Source organism: Pullulanibacillus camelliae (genome assembly GCF_014642655.1).
Lineage (GTDB): Bacteria > Bacillota > Bacilli > Bacillales > Sporolactobacillaceae > Pullulanibacillus > Pullulanibacillus camelliae.
The window spans coordinates 78,641-95,424 of the sequence record NZ_BMIR01000011.1; the positions used below are offsets into that span (position 1 = coordinate 78,641).

The following is a 16,784-nucleotide window of genomic DNA, read 5'->3' on the forward strand; positions in this document are numbered from 1 at the left end:
ACGGTAGCACTAAGCGCGGAATGAAGTGGGGCATCAAAAATGGGGAAACGTAGTATTCCGAACTTTATTAAATACCTTATTAAATGCATTATTGAGGATCGGGTGTTTGATTTAGCGGCACAATTGGCATATTTCTTTATGCTGTCGCTATTCCCCCTCCTCATTTTTACATTCACATTACTTCCTTATTTTGGTATATCCCAAGACGATATTACGCCGTTTCTTGAAAGATTTGCCCCACCAGAATTAATGACCTTGATCAAAGCAAATTTAACAACTGTGTTCAATAAACATACAGGAATTTTATCCTTTAGTGTCATTGCTACGATTTGGCCGATGTCCACAGCGATTAATGCAATTATTCGCGTGCTCAATCGGGCCTACGATGTGAAGGAGAATCGTTCTTTTATCATTTCAAGAGCTTTGGCTATATTGTTAACTTTAGCGATGATTTTTGTTCTAATCATTGCCTTGGTCCTCAATGTTTTTGGGCCAGCGCTTGGTAAGACGCTTTTAGCTCATTTTGAAGTCCCGATTCATATTGTCAATATCATCGACTATATTCGTTTGATCTTCAGCTTTTTCGTTATTATCGTGGTCTTTGCAGGAATATATTTATTTGCACCAAATAAGAAGCTACATGTTGGTGATGTGATTATTGGGGCAATTTTTGCTGCTGTCTTATGGCAGGTTGCATCATTAGCTTTCTCTGTCTATGTCAAAGTCTTTAATAATTACTCAGCGACCTATGGAACACTTGGTGGGATCATTGTCTTAATGATCTGGTTTTATTTGACAGGATTTATTTTAATTCTCGGAGGAGAAATTAACGCAGCGCTTAGATTACGGAGAAAAAAGAATGGATTTAGTGAGTAATCCCTCGGGTATAGCGGGGGATTTTTTATTGTTTAATAGCCTCCCTGCACTTCTTCGGACAGCGAGCCGCTTAGGAAGGGATACGGAGTCAGGGCATCTCCTGACTCAAACAATTAAATTCAGCAGTGTCTGCTAATGTAGAGGCGGGCAACTTTTCTTACTAAAATAGTTTAAGTTCGAGTTTTGGCTTTTGCTACTAAGGGACTAAGGGTGACTTTAATGCTGAAGCGATGAAAGTCAAATTTTAATTATCCCCTCATCACCATACATGATTTCATTGTTTTTTATAAAGAATAAAGGGGTATAGAAAAGGGAGTTTAGACTTTATAAAGAGGGTGAAAAGACTTTGCGATCCGCAGATTTTTTTGTGAAGTGTCTAGAAAATGAAGGGGTACGTTATATATTTGGTGTTCCTGGTGAAGAAAATATTGATGTCATGGATGCTTTACTCGATTCTGATATTGAATTTATAACGACGCGTCATGAGACTGGAGCAGCGTTCATGGCCAGCACGCTTGGTAGGCTCTCGGGGAAACCAGGGGTTTGTTTGGCGACTCTTGGACCTGGTGCGACTAACATGGTCACAGGGGTTGCGACAGGAAATATGGACCACACGCCGATGGTTGCTATTGTTGGCCAAGCTGATATGAATCGGCTGCATAAAGCCTCACATCAAGCCTACGACCTTGTTTCAATGTATCATCCCGTAACAAAATGGGGAGCAAGAATTCCAACCTCTGCTACGATTTCAGAAATTGTCCGAAAAGCATTTAAAGTAGCTAAAGAAGAAAAACCTGGTGCAACATTGATTGAATTTCCAGAGGATGTTGCCAAATCTGAGATTAAAACGGAAATGGCATCCCTTGCTATTTCAGATAATGATGCCCCGATGGGGACACATGAGAGTATTCAAGATGCCGCAGAGCTTATTAAGACGGCGGAGCGCCCAGTTATTTTGGTGGGGAATGGTGCGACGCGTTGTCAGGCCTCCGATGAGCTTGTAGTGTTAGCGGAAAAACTCCAAGCCCCCGTTGCGGAAACCTTTATGGGAAAAGGAGCGATCTCATGGGAGCATCCCCTCAGTTTGATGACGATAGGACTATCGGATAAGGATTATGTCAGCTGTGCGCTAGATCAGTCCGATTTAATCATTTCCATAGGCTACGATATGACAGAAATGCCGCCAACACGCTGGGATCCAGAAGGAAAGATTCCTATTCTTCACATCGATACAAAAAATGCCGAGGTCGATGCTTCCTATCGTGTGGTTGAAAGTGTCGTTGGTGATATTAAGAAGAATCTTGCGGCACTTACTGAACGTCTCCCTCAACGCGAACAGTTGGGAGAAGCTTTTAAACGCATTAGGGTGCGGATTCTTGAAGAGTTTCATTCCTTTAAAAAAGATACACATTTTCCGGTAAAACCACAAAAAATTATCCATGATTTGCGTATGGCATTAGGAGAGGATGATATTGTTTTATCCGATGTAGGGGCACATAAAATGTGGATGGCTCGCATGTTTCATTGCTATAAGCCGAACACTTGCTTGATTTCAAATGGGTTAGCTTCTATGGGGATTGCGCTGCCTGGCGCCATTGGAGCAAAGCTGACCTATCCTGAGAAAAAAGTCGTCGCTGTATGTGGAGATGGAGGCTTTCTTATGACAGGGATGGAGCTGGAAACCGCCGTGCGACTAAAGCTGCCAATGGTTGTTTTAATCTGGCGTGACAATGGATATGGCCTTATTGAATGGAAGCAGAAAAAGGCTTTTGAGCGCACCTCACATATTAAATTCAGTGACCCTGATTTTGTGAAATTGGCGGAGTCATATGGAGCGAAGGGAATGCGTGTAGAAAAAACTGAAGAGCTGGAAGCCGTATTAAAAGAGGCGCTGAGCCATGAGGGTCCTGTTGTTGTGGAATGTCCTGTTGATTATTCGGAAAATATGAAGTTAACGGAGTATCTAGAACAATTAGATTGTAATTTTTAAATAAAGCATATAAAGTAAACATAGAAAGCGCTAGGCAAAGAGGGGGGCTTTGTCTGGCGACCTAGATGATGGAGAGGGGAATAAGATGAGTGGGTTAGAACTAGCGTTACTGATCATTGTTATTTTACTTATTGGGGTGCCCTTGGCAACGGTTGCTTATCTTTATTATTTTGATGCAAAACAGGAACAACATGCGATTCTTCGCAATTTTCCTTTGCTTGGAAAAGTGAGATACATATTAGAAAAAATCGGGCCTGAAATGCGTCAATACTTATTTGATCATGATACGACAGGTAAGCCTTTTTCTAGAGAGGATTATCAAAATATTATTATTCCTGCTAAATATCAAAACAACATGTTGAGCTTTGGATCTAAACGAGACTTTGATCAAAAGGGGTATTTCATTCGCAATGCCATGTTTCCCAAACAAGCTAGAGAGCTTCGGGTGGATAATAACGGCATCATTGATACCAAAAAGTACACCATTGAAGAGGATGACCTCTTTAAGCGCAAGGAGCATATGGAGGAGATTCAATCCAAACCTTGGTTACTGGCTGATGAAGATGCCGTCGTCATTGGTGAGCACTGTAAGCATCCATTTAAGGTGAAAGGGCTAGTGGGCATGTCAGCGATGAGCTATGGTTCGCTAGGAGACCGAGCGATCACAACGTTATCTACAGGGCTTGGCATGGCAACGGGTACCTGGATGAATACGGGGGAAGGCGGCCTTTCGCCTTATCATTTAAAAGGCGATGTGGACATTATTATGCAGATTGGTCCGGGACTCTTTGGAGTGAGGACGAAAGAGGGAGAACTGGATTTCGATGAGCTAAAACGAAAGGCCAATCTCAAGCAGGTTAAAGCGATTGAACTCAAGCTAGCTCAAGGGGCAAAGGCTCGCGGCGGCCATTTGGACGGCAGTAAGGTAACACCGGAAATCGCTGAAATACGTGGGGTAGAGCCTTGGAAAACAGTCGATAGTCCCAATCGGTTTAACGAATTTGACAGCCTTGAATCCATGTTTGATCTTATCGATAAAATCCGGGATATCTCTGGATTGCCTGTAGGCATGAAAATGGTTGTTGGGCATCAAAGTGAAGCGGATCAGCTGGCTTCTTTTATGAAGGAAAGTGGTCGTGGCCCTGACTTTATTACCGTAGATGGGAGTGAAGGGGGAACAGGAGCGACATATCAAGAGTTAGCTGATAGCGTAGGTCTTCCCATAAAACCCGCAGTGATGACCTTGCATCGGGCTTTGAAGGCTCATGGTGTGCGAGACCGTGTTAAAGTGATTGCTTCAGGTAAGCTCTTTACCCCAGATCGCATTGCTGTGGTGTTAGCAATGGGTGCTGATCTCGTTAATATTGCGCGTGCTTTTATGTTCTCAGTAGGTTGTATTATGGCGCAGCGCTGTCACACAAATACTTGCCCTGTTGGTGTTGCAACAACCGATCCGAAGCTACAAAAGGCGCTTGTGATTGAAGAGAAAAAATATCGTGTGGTTAATTATTTGTTAACCCTTCGTCAAGGCCTCTTTACGACAGCGGCTGCCGCCGGGCTGAATTCACCAGTGGAGTTCACAGAGGAACATATCGCTTATCAAGATGATAAAGGACGGATGCTCACGCTGGATCAGCTCTATAAAGATGTCAGACAAACATCATAAATGTAAGAGAGCAGAGGGAGGCATAATGTCCTCCCTTGCTTTTAGTTAAGGAGGAGCATGATGCGCTTTGTTTTTGATTTGGATGGGACCATTTGTTTTCGGGGAAAACCAGTATCGGAAGCCTTGCTGCAGTGCTTTGAGCGTTTAGAACAAAATGGACATGGCGTGTTCTTTGCATCAGCACGCCCTATTCGCGATATGCTTCCTGTTCTTGCACCGCGGTTTCATCATCACACTCTTATCGGTGGTAACGGCGTATTGATTTCCAAAAACGGCAAAATCTCAGTACAGCGAGCGTTCACTGAGCAACAGCTTGCCGACCTTTTAGCGTTGATAGATAGCCAGCAAGCAACTTATCTCATTGATGGAGATTGGGATTATGCTTATACTGGATCAGGACATCATCCAATTTTAAATCATTTAGATGTCCACCAACTTGCCCAACGTCGCTCTATCGAAGAATTGGACTCTATCGTGAAAATACTTCTTTTATCGATGGTGGATTATGATGGAATGGTACAAGCCTTACAGTCAATGGATATAGTTGTCCGCCAACATACGCAGGAGCACATTATAGACATCAGCCCAAAGCATATTGATAAATGGCAGACCTTACATCGTCTGGGTATCGAAGACCAAGGCTATATTGCCTTTGGCAATGATGCCAACGATCTGACAATGTTTCAGCATGCGCTCCATTCTGTAATGATTGGTCATCATCCACAATTAGCCGAATTGGCGACGGAGAGTATAGAAATGGATGCGGATTGTGAGCAGGCGATCATTCAGCGTCTTAACGAATTATCTGAGAAATATATTACTGTAATATAAATTTTCACAGCACGCACTCCCGCCCTTTAAAAAGAAAGCGGGAGTTTTTATGTCAGAGCTAGAGCGTGACAAAGGTGAATGGATTAACGGATGTGACGATTCTAGTCAGCCTCAGCTAACTTGGCAATAGGTTTATATCTTTTCCAAAGTATTATTGACTCAAAATCCCCTGTTCCTGCGTCTACTAGATAGGCTTCGTGGTCAGCTTTCTCGGAACAACTCTCGCCTCATTCCCGAAGGCGTCTCAGGTCTTCTGCTCTATCCACTTTGTGCTGACGGAGCATTTTAGTAAGAAACATTTTTAATACCTGAATGAATGAGGAACAGGCGGGCTTTTAAGCCCGTTTTTTCTTAAGAAAAGAAAGTATAAAATTTCTGGTCATGAGGAAAGCGAAGTGTTTTGACGGAGCGCTTCATGACTCACTCAAAAAGCCGAACGCATCCCTTCAAAATTGTGAATGCGTTCGGCTTCTCTATGAGCTGGATCCTTCTGTCCCAGCCCCTTTGCTTTATTTAAAATCTTATCCTCTTAAGAGGCGCAATCCGTTTAAGATGACAAGGATTGTGCTACCCTCATGGCCAATTACCCCTAGGGGAAGAGAAAGGTCACCTAGAAAGGTATTGATAATGAGAAAGGCGATCATACCTAAAGAAAAGATAATATTCTGCTTGATGATGCGATTCATTTTTCTTGAAAAGCGCAGGATGTTCACCAATTGTTTTAAATCATTTTTTACTAAAACAATATCGGCTGTCTCAAGGGCAGCATCTGTTCCTCCACCCATTGCTATCCCAAGATCTGCAGTGGCTAAAGCAGGCGTGTCATTGACTCCGTCACCGATCATAGCGACTTTGCCATAGCGTTTCTGTAAATGTTTGAGATGCTGGACCTTATTTTCAGGAAGACAATTGCTTAAGGCTTCTGTAACACCCGCCTTTTTAGCGATTGCTTCGGCGGTCTGCTTGTTATCGCCTGTCAGCATGACGGTCGCCATCCCATTTTTTTGGAGAGCTGTAATGGCGGTCTGAGCATCGGTCCTTATCTGATCTTTTAAAGCAATACACCCGATCACTTCATCATCTACAGCAACATAAACGAGTGATTCTTGAGCAAAAGGTGGTGTGGCGATCATTTGATGAAAGGCGTTGATCTTCTCTTGATTAATCCAACCTGCTTTACCAATGGTATATGAGATATTGTCAATGCGGCCTGTTACACCAAAGCCAGGCTGAGTACGAATGGATTGTACAGTAGGGCGTTCAGCAGTTTGATACTCTCGAGCGGCAAAATCAACGATCGCCGTTGCTAAAGGATGTGTTGATTCATGCTCAATGGCAGCCACATGACTTAAAAATCGCTCTCTATTAATTTCCGGTCTTAGGGCAAGAGCGGTTACCTCTGGTTTACCGACTGTCAACGTGCCAGTTTTGTCAAAAGCCAAGGCGCGAATTTTGGCAAACTGTTCGAGCGGCATACCCCCTTTGACAAGAATCCCTTGTCGAGCGCCAAAGGCGATGGCAGATAGAACGGCAGGCATCGTTGAAGCGACCAATGCACAAGGTGAAGAGACAACAAGTAAAATCATTGCGCGATAAAAGGTTACATCCCATGCCCATCCGAAGATAAAGGGAGGGAGAATCAGCATAAATGCTGTGAACACCAGGACCCCTTTGACATAATGTGGTTCTATTTTTTCAATAAATTGTTGAGAAGGGACCTTTTCTGCTTGAGCGGTCTCTACCATTTTAAGAATTCTGCTAAAGAGTGTTTCGTGACTCTTTTTATCGACCTGCACAAGGATGGAGCCATCTATATTCATTGTTCCTGCCATAACCTGTGCTCCAGATTGACAAAATACAGGAATAGATTCTCCGGTAATCGTCGATTGGTCAACCGTCGTTTCTCCTTGAATGATGTGACCATCAGCTGAGACTCTTTCACCAGGTTTAATGCGAATCACATCGTTAATGTTGAGCTGTTCAACTGGAACTACTGTTTCTATGCCGTTGACAACCAAACGTGCGGTTGCGGGTTTATAGGCTATGAGCTCGGATAGAGCATTGGAGGTGCGCTGTGTGGCATAGCTTTCAAGTGCTCCGCTAAGGGCAAAGATAAAGATCAATGTGGCCCCTTCCTGCCAATAACCAATACAGGCTGCCCCAATAGCTGCCAGTATCATTAGAAGCTCAACGTTTAAACGCTTTTGGTGAATGGTTTCCTCCCAGCCTTCTTTAGCTTTGGCATAACCGCCGATCAGATAAGCGGCAAGATAGATATACCATACGGAATGGTCTAGATAGTGTTCAAGCAACCAGCCGATGAGCAATAGAATGCCTGAAAGAAGAGCAAAGAGCATTTCATAATGCTTTTTTAAATTTGGAAAATAGGTTTTTTGTGTGTGCAGTTTGGATTGAAAACTTATTTCTGCCATCATGGCCATCCTTTCTAATTGAGAATGAAAATCGTTCTAATTCAGCGAATACACCAATATAAGCTGTTCTAATGGTGTTTTTCTTTTGTTCCTTTAATTATAATAATTATTAATTAGAATTTATTATTATTATAACATGGTTCTTATAAAAATAAAGAAAAATGATTGCTTTTTACAAAATAAATGCGGGGCACTTAGCAGGCCGAAGAAAGGCAAGCTTTGCGATCATGTACTCAAGGGAAAATTGTATACATTCGGTTTTGAATGATTAAAATGGATGAGGTGTACTTTCACATGGAATGGGGGAGACTTTCATAGGATATAAAGGTAGGAACGTTTCAAATGTATTAAATATGGAAAAGCCTATAGTAGTTATGAGGTTGTTTCGATATAATAGTAAGAAGTATAGATAGAGAAAGAAATGGAGTGCCATTATGGAAGAGACATATCTTCTGGTTAGGAGAAGGGTCAAACGGTTTTGTGCAGGAATCTTTTTTACGTATCTGCTTATTTTGGTCTATTTAACTTTGTTTACATATAACTATTACGTCTATGGAAAGTCGTTTAATTTAGTGTTTTTTGATAGCATTAAGCTCATGCTGGATAGCGGGAATATTTGGCTGATTATGAAGAATATTCTCGGCAACGTGGTCCTATTTTTCCCGTTCGGTTTTCTGGCACCTACACTTTTTTATTTTTTGCGTTCTTTTTCCAATTGCTTTTTTATCTCATTGTTTACAAGTGCCCTGATTGAGATTTGCCAATATGAGTTTGCGGAACGGATCTTTGATGTAGATGACATCGTCCTCAACACAGCAGGGGCTATTCTTGGTTGGATTGTGTTTAAGCTTGTCTACAAGCTTTACGCTCTATTTTTCAAAAAGATTGTGCGAAGATAAGTTGATCATGAATCGGGCCGCCCCAAAGTACCATATATAGGTTGCTTTGGGGCGGCCTTTTAATAAATTTGCCTACAAAGTATTTTTGATTCAATAAGTAATGTTGAAGGTTGTATAGCCCTTTAGGGGGAGCGAATCATCGTTGATGTGAATAGCATCGATGCGTCCGTAAGGTGGTCCTGCTTTAATAGCATTAATGAAATGTTCAAGATTGGAAGAGGCACCTTGAACATCGATTTCAACGTCTCCGTTAGTGAGATTACGCACCCAGCCCTTCAACTGATGCTTGACTGCGTTTGATTGTGTGAAATAGCGAAATCCCACACCTTGTACGAGCCCTTTGACAATGATATGTAATCTTTGTTCCACAAAGCATCCTCCCTTATAAAGTAAAAGTGCCCACAAGTTAAGACTTAAGGGCACTTCTTGATCCATTATTTAATTCCGAGTACACGGTTGACGCGCTTTGTTAATAATTTCATGCCATCTCCACCTGCTTGGAAGTGGCGCAAATTCCCCTCAGCATCAAAAACATAATAGGCGGGGACATATTGATTTTCAAAGGCATCGGTTAACTTATGCTCATTATCAACAAAGATGGGCTGAGTAATATCATGTTCTTCAGCAATCGTTTTAATTTGCTCGATGTCAAGATCCTTTTCAGAGCGTGGCATGTGGACAGCCACAACGTTTAATTGATCTTTAAAATCCTCACGGAAGGCATTGACCTTTGGCATGGCTTCCTTACAGAGTCCACAGCTCACAGACCAAAAGTGGATGAGTGTCGGCTTTTCACCGATGAGCTCATCTTTTGTTACTTCTCCATTTAACCAGGTTGTTGCGCCCTCAAGCTCAGGCATTTTATCTTTAATACGCATGATGTCAGCTCCTTAATGTAATGGCGGGTTCATTGGTTTGTAATTAGCCTAATTAGAATAATTATCATTAAGATTTATTTTAAAGATAAGCGAGAACCTCGTCAACCATTTATATGCCTTTTTGAGGAATTTGGTTGCTTGCTCCAGAGTGTACATAAGAAGGCTACGCCCATGGCACCAGCGATACCACCAAAAAAATATCCATCTGGGAACCAGCGAATCAATACTCCGCCAACAAATGGCCCAAGCATGCTTCCGAAGCTAAAGGTGATCCCAGCAAGAATATTGCCCACTGGCAGTAGGGCATTTGGGAGGAGATCACTAATATAGGTCATCCCATTAGAATATAAGGAACCAATAAACATGCCGGTGAATAAGAAGATCAACGCCAGTCCTATAAAAGAGTTTGAGGCAAGAATAGCTCCGACAAAACCGCTCATACCAAATAGGGTGACACATAAAATCAGAAGCCGTCGCCCGATTTTATCACCAAGACTGCCGATGGGAATTTGCGTGATTAAGCCCCCAATGACAAAGATGGGAAGGAGATAAGCAATTTGTTCAACCGTAAAGCCATTGCGGATGCCGAAGACTGGGAAGTTACCATTCAATGAAGCTTCCAGAAATCCATAGGCAAAGGTTGCGGCTAAGCCTGCCCAGCCAAGCTGTAACGCTTTTTTATAACGGCTAAAGCTTGTTATCCTTTCGCCAATGTCCTCTGAAAACTCTTTTTCTGGATAAGCATTCTCTAACAGTAAGCTGGCAAGCAAAAAGACAATGCAGCCTGCGGCGACGAGAAAGAAGGGCATATAAATGTTGATATCCAATAAGCGTGAGAGTGTTGGACCAAAGGCGAATCCAAGGCCAAAGGAAAGACCATAGATGGCGATGTTTCTCCCCTTTTTCTTTTTAGGGCTGGTGGTCATGATCCAGACTTGAGCACTAAAGTGCAGCATATTGTCTCCGATCCCTGTCAAAAGTCTCAGAACGAACCACATCCAAAAGCTTTGCCAGATAGGAAATAGAAGGAGGGCACCTCCGGTAATGATGAGTCCCATGCATAGAATTGGGCGATAGCCAAAGCGTTGCATGGGTTTTTCAATAAAGGGTGAGGCGAGGAGAACGCCAATATAAAGGGCTGAGGCATTAAACCCGTTTAGGGCTGCTGAAATATGCTGTTTCTCTAAGAGAATCGAAAGAAGCGGGAGTAACATACCTTGGGCGGCACCAGAAACAAAGACAGCCGCAACAAGAATGGCTAATCGGTAAGTACTGTGCTGTATATGTGTCATCGTTTTTCTCCATATCACTAGAATCCTTCTCAATTATACCTTCGGACTGACAAAACGTCATCCATTCGCTATCATAAGAAAAGCGACTATTATGGAAGGGAAGACGTGTGATGGAATTTAAAATGACAGAGGATGGCTTTACAACGGAGACTGCATTTGGCCCTTTACATATATCGGCAGATGAAACAGCAGGTTTTCTTCCTGTTCAGTTGATGGTGGCGTCAGTCGCCATTTGCAGTGGCACAGTGATTAGAAAAATATTGAAGAAAAAGCGAAAAAAAATCGAAGCTTTTCGGATTCAGACAGAAGTTGTACGTAATCCGGATGCGGCTGATAGAATAGAAAGCATACATATGACCTTTCAAATTAGCGCACAAGGACTCAGTGAAGAAGCGATGGAGAGAATTTTACATTTGACGAGAAAGCATTGTTCGATGGTGCAATCGGTTCACGAGTCCATTCATATTACAGAGTCCTTTGAGCTAGTCTAGGGCCTATTTGATAGGCGTTGTAAAAAGAGGTGACAGATTTGACAGCACAGCTCGATTTCACAGAGGGAAGCATTCCGAAAAAAATGATAGCCTTTGCCTTCCCGATTTTTTTAACGAACATGCTGCAAACCTCCTACCAACTCATTGATAGTCTGTGGGCGGGCAACTTACTCGGAGCCAAAGCATTAGCTGCTTTAGCAATATCTGGGCCCGTCATTTTCACGGTACTTTCCTTTATCATAGGTGTGAACAACGCAACTTTAACCGTGTTATCACAGAAAAAAGGAGCAGAGGATGGTGAGGGGTTAAAGGAGGCCTTAAATGGCTTTGTCTTTGTTCTAGGGTTTATGGCTGTTATTTTGGGGATCCTTGGCATCTTGTTTGCCGCTCCATTATTGAAGCTTCTCGGTGCCCCTACTTCAGTCCTTCCAATGGCAGTTATTTATTTACGGCTTAATTTTACAGGTATTCTGTTTTTATTTGGTTATAATTTCATCAGTACAGTTCTAAGAGCACTAGGAGATAGCCGCTCACCCATTCGTTTTGTCTTTATTGCGGTTATCTTGAATGCCGTTTTGGTCCCTATTTTTGTAAAGGGCTTTGGTATGGGCATCATGGGACCCGCCTTATCTACAGTCATTGCTCAAGGTGTTGCTTTTCTCTACGGTCTGTATTTCTCAATTAAAAAAGCAAGGGTTCCCTTTGCAATTCCCAGACTACCTGGCGTGGAAAATTTTAATATGCTTATGAAGCTTGGACTCCCTTCTGGCCTGCAAATGATGGCGATATCGGGTGGTTCTGCAGCTATTACAAGTGTGGCTGCTCATTTTGGTCAGGAGGTTCTTGCTGGTTATGGGGCCTCTCAGCGCGTTAATAATCTCATCATGATCCCAATCCAAACCTTAGGGGTGGCTGTGACAAGTATGGCAGGGCAAAATATTGGGTCCAAACATTGGGGAAGGATCGCGGGGATCACGCGTTATGCCCTCCTTTTTAATTTTGGTTTATCGCTATTCATAGGTATCCTTGTTTTTATCCTAGCACCTGAGCTGATTCGGCTGTTCACATCAGATGCTGAAACGGTGACTTTTGGCTCAAGCTATCTGCGGGGCGTCGCTTTCTTTTATCCTTTTTTGGGTATTAATTTTGTTTTAAATGGGGTGGTGCGGGCAGCGGGAGCGATGTTCCAAATCTTAGTACTCAATTTAATTTCATTTTGGATCTTGCGCTTTCCACTGGCTTATTTATTTGGCCATTGGCTCGGCTCGGAAGGAATTGCTATTGGTATAGGCTTTAGCTTTGTGGTGAGCAGTCTTTGTGCGATGGCTTATTATTGGAAGGGAGGATGGAGGCACATCCGAATTTTCGATACAAAATAAATAAATAAGAAAAATCGGGTGAAAAGCATGCCCGGTCCTCATTCAGTCAGGCCTTTTAAAATGTTTCTTACCACAATGCATGTCAGCACAAAGTGGATGAAAGCGGAAGACGTGAGACGCTTTCGGGAACGGGGAGAGGGTGACTTCACGATAACCGACGCGTTGTTCCGAGGGAGCCGACGACGAAGCAAGACTAGCAGACGCAGGAACAGGGCTTCTTAGTCAAAGCAGCATACATTTTTCAAGGCACTTCGGCTAAAATTGCCACATCCATGTGACAATGCTGAAGCTAGCGCATCCTGCGCGCCTGAGGCGGTGCCAATGGAAAGCGAGCAGTTTGACGGAGCGCTTCATGACTCACCCAAAATCCGAACGCATCTCTTCAAGGTGTAAATGCGTTCGGATTCTCTATGAGCTGAATCCTTCTGTCCCAGCCCCTTTGAACACCACTATTCTAGCGGTTTATCCACAGTATTAAACGCAGGTCTCATGATATAGATCATGAGTGCAGCGGCGATGCCAAAAAGGCAGATAATCGCTTCAATGATCCAAAGTGAAGAAATCAAGTGGGCTTGATAGAGGGCTGGGAAGAAGTCAAAGACTGCATGTAACCCAATTGCAGCGAGCACATATTTAAAGGCATGACGCCGTACGCCAAGCAGCACGAGTAATGATAAGAATAGCTGCAAAATAAACGCCATTAAACGCTCAATGGAACCTAATATGTAAGGACCCAACCCTTGATTGACAAAGCCTTCTTTTAAGCTCTGAACATCTTCAGCTGAAAATTGGCTGCCGAGTGAACTAGCGAGTGTACCTGTATTAATTAAATGGGAGATGATGAGGGCATTGACACCAGCAAAGGTACCTATTAATAAGGATTCAATCCCTCCGTGACCAATGCCATAGGATAATCCGTCAGTAAGGTGCGATTTCCCCTTGAGCAACCATTTAAATCCGATGTAACGGCCGATTTCCTCAAACACTCCAGCAGCGAGCCCACCATAAATGGCAAAAGCAATGCCACTATCAGTCCACTTTAAAGTATTTCCATTCAAGAAGAGATGATGGGCGGCGGTCTCAAGTATACGTGAGAAAACAATAAAAACGAGAATGCCGATACCGACAGCTTTCCAAGATAATGCTTTTTTGATCTGTAGATAGATGAGAAGAGCGATCGGTACACCAGCTGAGATAATAATCTGAATAATCATGCCAACATAAGCACTTTTTGCAATCATACCCGATCTCCTTTCAACAAGTGATTATCGTGTCCATCATAACATTTTTTTCATGTCATTTATGGATAAATCACCTACATACCGAAAAAACTACTTAGGAAAAATAAATGGAGACCATAAAGGAGGGATTAAGTTGAAGAAAATCATTGTTATCTGCCTATTCATGTTATTCATAAGTGTTCCCGCACTGGCTAAAGAGGCGCCTGCACCGCAAAAGGATAATCAGCAGCATCAGGAAAAACAGACTCCAATGAAGAAGGAAAAAGCCCCTAATACGCAGGAAAATAAGAAAGAAGCGGGCATAAAGAAGCCTGATTCTGTGACGGATATTGCTCAACACAATACCTATCCGAATCCCAATCAGGATGAGCCGGAACTACAGCCAAGTGCTTTAACTGAAGAATTATTGAATACATCGAAGATAAAGATTGAAAACCCGACATTGATTCATCGCTTAAATGAGTCTAATATTCATACTTCAAAATTATCCATTGGCTATCATGCCCGAATTTTTCTAGGGAAATGGCCACTTAATTATGAATCCAGTAAAACAACAGTGAACTGGGAATATAAGCGTGTGAACGAAAACCTGTCAGATAACCGCGGGGGTTTGAAGGAACAAACACTGAGCTATAATCAACAAAGACAGGTTAAGGTGAATGGGGGGTTAACAGCACAGGTGCCCGCTCAGGATGAAGTTAAGAAATTAATGCTTAATCGGGCTGCAGATAAAACCCATCTACCGATTGCCTTCGAAACATACGTTGGCGCAGGAACAAAAATTGATCGTCCATACCATGTTGCACCTAAGAAGGTAGGACATCTCAATGGCTACGTTCCTGCAGTTAATGAAAAAGGTAAGATTACGTATGGTGAAGTCTATTTAGTTTTACATGGTGGGAAAAAATCCATTGAGGTCAAAAATGTCACTCAACAAGGCATTGGCGCATGGATTCCTGTTCAGGATCATATCTCTCTCCGCTATTTAGTCACAAATTAATTGTAAAAAACAGCGGCCTTTTGCTATGGTGGAGAAAAGCCTAGGAAGGTGACACCATGGGAAAATCAGTTGAGAGCAAAAGTGAACAGATTCGCTATCTTCAAAATAGAGTCAAGCTTTTTTCTAATGTAGTGGGGACACTTGATGAGTCAGCAACTGCCAGTGATTTAATCAATGTCATCACCATGCTAGATAAGCTTAAAATAAAGCTTGAACGCTTTAAAAAGGATTGGGAGACAAACGGATAGATCTTTTTCTTGTCTTCCTGCATCTATTTGAAAACACACACGAAGTCGGCCTGCTGATTTCGCTCGTGTGTTTTTTGTACTATCAGGATGTATAACTCAGCTGACGCTCATAAAGGAAGAGAGTATAAGGCGGGCTTTGACTTTCGCCATTAAAGATTGGTGACAACCTAAGTGTGTGATTTGCAAAAATCACACCAGGAGTACCAGCGAAGTGTGCAAGCCAAGTTTTCTAAAAGAAAGTATAAAATTTCTGATTATGAGGACAGTGCGGATTTCCGCTCCAGGCCGCTCGCTTTCCTCATGCCCACACGATGTGGGTAGGGTCGGCATTGTCACAGGACGTGACGTTTTTAGCCGATCGTCCTGAGTGGCCTCAGCTCATTTTGGAATGGATGAATGGTGTTCCAAGTATTTATGAATAAAAACCCCTGTTCCCGAAGGAGTCAGAGCGCCTTCCATTCCGATCAACTGGGTTGCTGACGCTGCCTTTTGGGATTAAAATCTTATTCCGTGTTTTAATAAGGACCGGGCATGCTTTTCGCCCGGTTTTTCTTATATGTTAATCGGAGCTTGCTTAATCTCCAAGCTTCATCGATGAGCTTTTTATGATAAAAAGTAACATAAATCTCATGAAGCAGGTCATCCTAAGAATAAAAATGGAGGGATGTCCATGCGCAAACTTTTTGTAATGCTTGTTTTAAGTCTTATACCACTGCTTTTATTGCCACAGTTTGTAGCGGCAAAGGATTGGTATTTTAAGCCTAGTCAAAACAATCAGCCATCAACGACTGAGCCTGAATATGAAAGCTTATTAAAAAAATATCATAGTGTTTGGATTGGAAATACCAAGGAAAAGGATATCTATTTAACCTTCGATTGTGGCTATGAAAATGGTTATACCGATGACATATTAGACGTATTAAAGCAGAAAAAGGTACCGGCTACCTTCTTTGTCACAGGTCACTTTATTATGGACCAATCTCAATTAGTTCAACGCATGGTTAAGGAAGGGCACATCATTGGAAATCATTCTTGGGGACATCCTGACCTGTCCAAAATCAGTAATGAAAAGTACAAAATAGAGCTTGAAAAGTTGAAGCAAGCTTACACGGAATTAACAGGTAGAACAGATATGGTCTATCTCCGGCCTCCAAGGGGAACCTTTAGTGAACGTGCTCTGAAGCTCGGGGAGCAAGAAGGTTACACGACTGTTTTCTGGTCTTTTGCCTATCAAGATTGGCTCAGAGATCAGCAAAAAGGTGGTGACTACGCTTATAAAAGTATCATGAGACGTGTCCATCCTGGTGCGATCATGCTTCTCCACAGTGTTTCTAAGGATAATGCCGATGCGCTTGGCCGTGTCATTGATGATTTAAGAAAGCAGGGCTATCATTTCAGAAGCCTTGACTATCTTATGGCCCACCAAGCTACTCCATCCTTTGTTTGGTAAGCTCTACCCATAGTGGTAGGGCTTTTTCGTGTTCGGACAGGTAGGAAGGAAGCTACTAAAAAGTTCCGTTTTCCTATTTTTATCACGCATAAGGAAGGTTTGGGTGCTGAT

At 42.6% G+C, this 16,784-nt stretch carries 15 protein-coding genes; 10 read left to right on the forward strand and 5 right to left on the reverse strand.

Features of this window, described 5'->3' with window-relative positions; genetic code table 11:
- Positions 1–39 precede the first annotated feature (39 nt).
- The 4 genes from IEW82_RS12220 (at position 40) to IEW82_RS12235 (ending at position 5,363) form a co-directional block, all read left to right on the forward strand.
- Entirely contained in the window at positions 40–876 is an 837-nt protein-coding gene (locus IEW82_RS12220; RefSeq protein WP_188694457.1) for a YihY/virulence factor BrkB family protein, read from the forward strand.
- A 346-nt stretch (positions 877–1,222) separates the two neighbouring features.
- A complete protein-coding gene (locus IEW82_RS12225; protein WP_188694459.1) occupies positions 1,223–2,866 on the forward strand; it encodes an acetolactate synthase large subunit in 1,644 nt (547 codons plus the stop codon).
- Positions 2,867–2,951: 85 nt separating this feature from the next.
- Entirely contained in the window at positions 2,952–4,532 is a 1,581-nt protein-coding gene (locus IEW82_RS12230) for an FMN-binding glutamate synthase family protein (RefSeq protein ID WP_188694462.1), read from the forward strand.
- Between the two features lie 60 nt (positions 4,533–4,592).
- Positions 4,593–5,363, forward strand: coding sequence for an HAD-IIB family hydrolase (locus IEW82_RS12235; protein ID WP_188694625.1), 771 nt, complete (start codon positions 4,593–4,595; stop codon positions 5,361–5,363).
- Between the two features lie 521 nt (positions 5,364–5,884).
- Here the strand turns inward: IEW82_RS12235 and IEW82_RS12240 are convergent.
- A complete protein-coding gene (locus tag IEW82_RS12240) occupies positions 5,885–7,798 on the reverse strand; it encodes a heavy metal translocating P-type ATPase (RefSeq protein WP_188694465.1) in 1,914 nt (637 codons plus the stop codon).
- A gap of 431 nt (positions 7,799–8,229) precedes the next feature.
- Here IEW82_RS12240 and IEW82_RS12245 point away from each other — a divergent pair, with 431 nt between their 5' ends.
- Entirely contained in the window at positions 8,230–8,694 is a 465-nt protein-coding gene (locus tag IEW82_RS12245) for a VanZ family protein (RefSeq protein WP_188694468.1), read from the forward strand.
- 90 nt (positions 8,695–8,784) lie between these two features.
- On the opposite strand, the gene IEW82_RS12250 is transcribed toward IEW82_RS12245, so the two are convergent.
- The 3 genes from IEW82_RS12250 to IEW82_RS12260 all read right to left on the reverse strand — a co-directional run bounded on the left by IEW82_RS12250 (position 8,785) and on the right by IEW82_RS12260 (position 10,864).
- Entirely contained in the window at positions 8,785–9,063 is a 279-nt protein-coding gene (locus tag IEW82_RS12250) for an acylphosphatase (protein WP_229672582.1), read from the reverse strand.
- Between the two features lie 65 nt (positions 9,064–9,128).
- On the reverse strand, positions 9,129–9,572 hold the full coding sequence (locus IEW82_RS12255; protein WP_188694474.1) for a redoxin domain-containing protein: 444 nt from the start codon (positions 9,570–9,572) through the stop codon (positions 9,129–9,131).
- A 101-nt stretch (positions 9,573–9,673) separates the two neighbouring features.
- Positions 9,674–10,864, reverse strand: a complete 1,191-nt coding sequence (locus IEW82_RS12260; protein WP_188694477.1) for an MFS transporter — start codon at positions 10,862–10,864, stop codon at positions 9,674–9,676.
- A gap of 110 nt (positions 10,865–10,974) precedes the next feature.
- Between IEW82_RS12260 and IEW82_RS12265 the strand changes: the two genes are divergently transcribed.
- Positions 10,975–11,355 carry an OsmC family protein gene (locus IEW82_RS12265; RefSeq protein ID WP_188694480.1) on the forward strand — a complete coding sequence of 127 codons (381 nt, stop codon included), beginning with the start codon at positions 10,975–10,977 and terminating at the stop codon, positions 11,353–11,355.
- A gap of 29 nt (positions 11,356–11,384) precedes the next feature.
- The gene (locus IEW82_RS12270; RefSeq protein WP_373285721.1) at positions 11,385–12,734 is read left to right on the forward strand and encodes an MATE family efflux transporter; all 1,350 of its coding nucleotides are present in this window, start codon (positions 11,385–11,387) and stop codon (positions 12,732–12,734) included.
- Positions 12,735–13,183: 449 nt separating this feature from the next.
- Here the strand turns inward: IEW82_RS12270 and IEW82_RS12275 are convergent, their stop codons facing one another.
- A complete protein-coding gene (locus tag IEW82_RS12275) occupies positions 13,184–13,975 on the reverse strand; it encodes a YhfC family intramembrane metalloprotease (RefSeq protein ID WP_188694483.1) in 792 nt (263 codons plus the stop codon).
- Positions 13,976–14,108: 133 nt separating this feature from the next.
- Between IEW82_RS12275 and IEW82_RS12280 the strand changes: the two genes are divergently transcribed.
- The 3 genes from IEW82_RS12280 to pdaA all read left to right on the forward strand — a co-directional run bounded on the left by IEW82_RS12280 (position 14,109) and on the right by pdaA (position 16,673).
- Positions 14,109–14,975 (forward strand): YfkD family protein, encoded by an 867-nt coding sequence (locus IEW82_RS12280; RefSeq protein ID WP_229672586.1) that lies wholly within the window; start codon positions 14,109–14,111, stop codon positions 14,973–14,975.
- A 56-nt stretch (positions 14,976–15,031) separates the two neighbouring features.
- Positions 15,032–15,223, forward strand: coding sequence for an SE1561 family protein (locus tag IEW82_RS12285; protein ID WP_188694485.1), 192 nt, complete (start codon positions 15,032–15,034; stop codon positions 15,221–15,223).
- Between the two features lie 670 nt (positions 15,224–15,893).
- Positions 15,894–16,673, forward strand: a complete 780-nt coding sequence (pdaA, locus tag IEW82_RS12290) for a delta-lactam-biosynthetic de-N-acetylase (protein ID WP_188694488.1) — start codon at positions 15,894–15,896, stop codon at positions 16,671–16,673.
- Positions 16,674–16,784: the final 111 nt, after the last annotated feature.

Bases quoted from the DNA above. Each gene is read 5' to 3' on its own strand.
- IEW82_RS12220 (WP_188694457.1), top strand. From the start codon at position 40: ATGGGGAAACGTAGTATTCCGAACTTTATTAAATACCTTATTAAATGC.
- IEW82_RS12230 (WP_188694462.1), top strand. From the start codon at position 2,952: ATGAGTGGGTTAGAACTAGCGTTACTGATCATTGTTATTTTACTTATT.
- IEW82_RS12235 (WP_188694625.1), top strand. From the start codon at position 4,593: ATGCGCTTTGTTTTTGATTTGGATGGGACCATTTGTTTTCGGGGAAAA.
- IEW82_RS12240 (WP_188694465.1), bottom strand. From the start codon at position 7,798: ATGATGGCAGAAATAAGTTTTCAATCCAAACTGCACACACAAAAAACC.
- IEW82_RS12245 (WP_188694468.1), top strand. From the start codon at position 8,230: ATGGAAGAGACATATCTTCTGGTTAGGAGAAGGGTCAAACGGTTTTGT.
- IEW82_RS12255 (WP_188694474.1), bottom strand. From the start codon at position 9,572: ATGCGTATTAAAGATAAAATGCCTGAGCTTGAGGGCGCAACAACCTGG.
- IEW82_RS12260 (WP_188694477.1), bottom strand. From the start codon at position 10,864: ATGACACATATACAGCACAGTACTTACCGATTAGCCATTCTTGTTGCG.
- IEW82_RS12265 (WP_188694480.1), top strand. From the start codon at position 10,975: ATGGAATTTAAAATGACAGAGGATGGCTTTACAACGGAGACTGCATTT.
- IEW82_RS12275 (WP_188694483.1), bottom strand. From the start codon at position 13,975: ATGATTGCAAAAAGTGCTTATGTTGGCATGATTATTCAGATTATTATC.
- IEW82_RS12285 (WP_188694485.1), top strand. From the start codon at position 15,032: ATGGGAAAATCAGTTGAGAGCAAAAGTGAACAGATTCGCTATCTTCAA.
- pdaA (WP_188694488.1), top strand. From the start codon at position 15,894: ATGCGCAAACTTTTTGTAATGCTTGTTTTAAGTCTTATACCACTGCTT.